General features: G+C 61.7%; 4 protein-coding genes. All 4 read left to right on the forward strand.

All coding sequences use genetic code 11. The features are described 5' to 3' along the window. Nucleotides 1–516 (forward strand): M20/M25/M40 family metallo-hydrolase (locus ABW043_RS05050; protein ID WP_353920141.1); only part of this gene is annotated, 516 nt, incomplete at its 5' end. Then, nucleotides 513–1,058 (forward strand): GNAT family N-acetyltransferase, encoded by a 546-nt coding sequence (locus ABW043_RS05055; RefSeq protein WP_353920142.1) that lies wholly within the window; start codon nt 513–515, stop codon nt 1,056–1,058. The genes ABW043_RS05050 and ABW043_RS05055, both read left to right, overlap by 4 nt. A gap of 94 nt (nt 1,059–1,152) precedes the next feature. Then, nucleotides 1,153–2,931, forward strand: coding sequence for an amino acid ABC transporter permease/ATP-binding protein (locus tag ABW043_RS05060; protein WP_353920143.1), 1,779 nt, complete (start codon nt 1,153–1,155; stop codon nt 2,929–2,931). Between the two features lie 79 nt (nt 2,932–3,010). Further along, entirely contained in the window at nt 3,011–3,952 is a 942-nt protein-coding gene (locus ABW043_RS05065) for an ABC transporter substrate-binding protein (protein ID WP_353920144.1), read from the forward strand. Nucleotides 3,953–3,975 lie beyond the last annotated feature (23 nt).

Consider the following 3,975-nt stretch of genomic DNA (forward strand, 5'->3'; position numbering starts at 1 on the left):
CGCAATGTCGATCCGCTCGAAGCTGCAGTCGTCACCGTGGGGAGCATTCATGGCGGCAGCCTGCCCAATGTCATTCCCGACAGCGTCGAGCTGCAACTGACGGTGCGCTCGTTCAACGAAACCGTGCGTCAGGCGATCCGCGAGCGCATCACCGCTCTCGTTACGGCCCATGTCGCCTCCTATGGTGCCACTGCCTCGCTCCACTATCCGACCGGCTATCCGGTTCTGGTCAATGACGCGGCACAGACGGATTTTGCCCGGGACGTTGCGCGCCGACACTTTGGCGCGGAGCGCGTCGAGCAGGGCCTGCGCCCCATTACGGCTAGCGAAGACTTTGCCTTCATGCTGGAGGAGCGGCCGGGCTCCTACCTTTTCCTCGGCAATGGTGACAGCGCCGACCTTCACAGCCCGCGCTACGACTTCAACGATGCCATCATCCCCGACGCTGCCCGCTATTGGGTGAGGCTGGTCGAGGATTTTCTATCCACCAACACCCGTGCGGAGGTCCTGTCATGACCGACAGCTTTCTTTACACTCTCCCCACCGACCCTGTGGCCCTGCCACTCGTCGAGCAACTGACAGACGAGTACCAGACCCGCTATGGCAATTATTTCGAAGAGGGTGGGGCGGTCCAGGAAATGAACCGCTATCCGCCCGAGCGCTTTGCTGTGCCAGATGGCGCGTTCGTGCTGCTTTTGCGTGACGGACGTCCGATCGCCGGCGGCGCATTCATGCGCTATGACGAGACGACGGCCGAGTTCAAGCGCGTGTGGACCGACAGGGATCACCGGCGCCAGGGTCTGGCGCGCAAGGTTCTGGTCGAGCTTGAGGCGCGGGCGATCGCACAAGGGTATAGCCGGGTCTATCTCACCACTGGCTTCCGTCAGCCAGAAGCGCGCGAGCTTTATCTCAGGACTGGCTACAGCGCGCTTTTCGATCTCGACGCAGATCCGGAGAGTGTGCAGGTGCTGGCCTTCGAAAAGGCACTGGGTACGCCGCTTGCCGATTTCGCCAATGAAAACGGCAATGCGCTCCAGGCCGCCGCAGCGGGCAAATAGTTTCCCGGACTCTCCAAACTCAGAATTGCGTCGCTTCTCTCCACGACCATCCTCAATTTAATATCTACTAATTCTGTAGATTAAAGGTATGAAAATGGCTTCGGTTACAGACGTCGGTTTGGAAACGGCCTCCTCCCGCACCGCCCCGCAGGACTTGCAGCGGCTCAAGGTGGTCGAGGCGCGTCATCCCTGGCGCGTCGCGGGAACCGTCCTTGCCGCAGCCATCATCGCCATCACGCTCCATTCGGTGTTCACCAACGAGCGGTGGGGCTGGTCAGTCTTTGCGGAGTACTTTGTTTCCGAGCCGGTGTTGGCAGGCCTTGGTCGTACCCTGCTGCTGACAGGCATCTCGGCCATTATCGGCTTCATCTTGGGTGGCCTTCTGGCCTTTGCCCGCGTGTCCAAGTCGCCGCTGCTCTCTGGGCTTTCCTGGGGCTATATCTGGCTTCTGCGCTCCATCCCGCTGATCGTGCTGCTGCTGGTGCTCAACAATCTCGGCTATCTCTACGCCACCATCAATCTTGGCGTGCCCTTCACCGATATTTTGTGGGTTCAGTTCGATACCGTTCAAACCCTCAGCCCCTTTGCGGTCGCCATCATCGGCCTCAGCCTCAACCAGGCGGCCTTCTCCTCCGAGATCATTCGCGGCGGCATTCTCTCGGTCGATCAGGGGCAGCATGAAGCTGCGGCCGCCCTTGGTCTTTCGAGCTGGCGCCAGGCCGTCCATATCGTACTGCCGCAGGCCATGCGCGCCATTCTGCCCTCTGGCTTCAACGAGATCATCGGCCTCGCCAAGGCGACCTCCATCGTCTACGTGCTCGCGCTCCCCGAGCTTTTCTACACCGTGCAGGTGATCTACCGCCGCAATCTGGAAGTCATTCCGCTGCTGATGGTCGCGACGGTCTGGTATCTCATCATCATGGTGGTGCTCTCGACGGTCCAATACTTCATCGAGCAGTACTATTCCCGCGGCGCCCGTCGGGAAGCCCTGCCGCCGCTGGTCGACAAACTCTTCCGCCTGATCAGCCGCAACGCTCCACAACCACAGGTCGCGACGCCCACCTCCACCATTGCCGACCGTAAGCCGATTGCCGGCTTCGAGACCGGCCGCATTGGTGGCGAAGTCGAAATCCACGGGGTCAACAAGTCATTCGGCGACTTGAAGGTCCTCGACAGCGTCAATCTCACCGTCGCTTCCGGCGAAGTTGTCGCCATCATCGGACCCTCCGGCGCCGGCAAGTCGACACTCCTTCGCACTATCAATCATCTCGAGCGCGTCGATACCGGCATTGTCGCCATTGATAGCGAACTGATCGGCTACGAGCGCCGCGGCGACGCCCTCCACGAATTGAAAGAGCCCGCCATTCGCCGCCGCCGCGCAGCCGTCGGCATGGTGTTCCAGAATTTCAATCTCTTCCCCCACCTGACCGCGCTCGAGAACGTCATCGAAGCTCCTGTTTCCGTCGCAGGCTTGCCGCGCGAGGAAGCAATTGCCCAGGCCCGCGACCTCCTCGCCCGCGTCGGTCTCGCCGACAAGGCCGATGCCTATCCGCGCCATCTCTCTGGTGGCCAGCAGCAGCGCGTCGCCATTGCCCGTGCCCTCGCGCTGCGCCCCAAGGTTCTGCTTTTCGATGAGCCCACTTCTGCGCTCGATCCTGAGCTCGTGGGCGAAGTGCTCGATGTCATCAAGGAGCTCGCAAAGTCCGGCACGACGCTCGTGATCGTCACCCATGAAATCGGCTTTGCCCGTGAAGTAGCCGACCGCATCGTCTTCATGGAGAGCGGCAAGATCCTCGAAGTCGCGCCGCCCGAGCGCCTCTTCAGCGCCCCGTCGCATTCCCGAACCGCAGAGTTCCTCGCCAAGGTTCTCTAGCCCTCAACCCTGCGCCTTCCTCCCTCTTTCCATGCCGGTCAGCGGCAGGATGGCGCACGTCCGAACGAATGGAATAGATATGACCACCCTTTCTCGCAAAACCCTCCTGAAGGCCGGTACAGCCCTCCTGCTGAGCGTTGTCCTCGCCCCGGCGACCTTCGCCCAGACGAGCCTTAGCCTTGATCCCAATCCAACGGATCGCCTGCATGCCGAAAAGAATGACGCGGTCGCCGCGCTTCTTCCCGCCGATCACAAATGGGCCAAGGACGGCGTTATCAGCATCGCCGTCGCTCCCTGGGCACCGCCGATCGCCACCTATGCCACCGATGCCACTACCGTAGTCGGCTTCGATCCGGACGTGGCCCGCCTTGTCGGTGAAGTGCTTGGCGTACCGGTCGAGATCGTGCCCGTCGCCTGGGCCGATTGGCCGCTCGGCGTCGCCTCCGGCAAGTATGACGCGGTGATTTCCAATGTCGGCGTGACCGAAGAGCGTAAGGAAAAGTTCGACTTTTCGACCTACCGCCTCGGCCTCCATGGCTTTTACGTCAAGGCCGACAGCCCCATCACTGCGATCACCGAGCCCAAGGACATTGCCGGCCTGAAGGTCATCACCGGCTCAGGCACCATCCAGGAAAAGATCATCCTGCAGTGGGACGAACTCAACCAGAAGGAAGGCCTCGCCCCCGTCGAAGTCCAATACTACGACGATGACGCCGCCGCCGGCCTCGCCCTCGCTTCCGGTCGTGCCGATACCAATTTCAATCCCAATTCCACCCAGGCCTACCACGCCGCCCAGACCGGCGAGACCAAGCTCGTCGGCACTGTCAGCTCCGGCTGGCCGCTGCCAGCCGAAGTGGGGATCACAACGGTGAAGGATTCCGGCCTCGCCGAGCCTTTCACCGCCGCCATCAACGACCTTATCGAGACCGGTCTCTACGCCCAGTTGCTCGAGCAGTGGAACCTCGGCGCCGAAGGCATCGAGGTGGCCAAGACCAATCCCCCCGGCCTGCCCAAGCCCTGATCGGCACAAGTTTAGAGATCGTC

The sequence above is a fragment of the Devosia sp. genome (assembly GCF_040509215.1).
GTDB lineage: Bacteria > Pseudomonadota > Alphaproteobacteria > Rhizobiales > Devosiaceae > Devosia.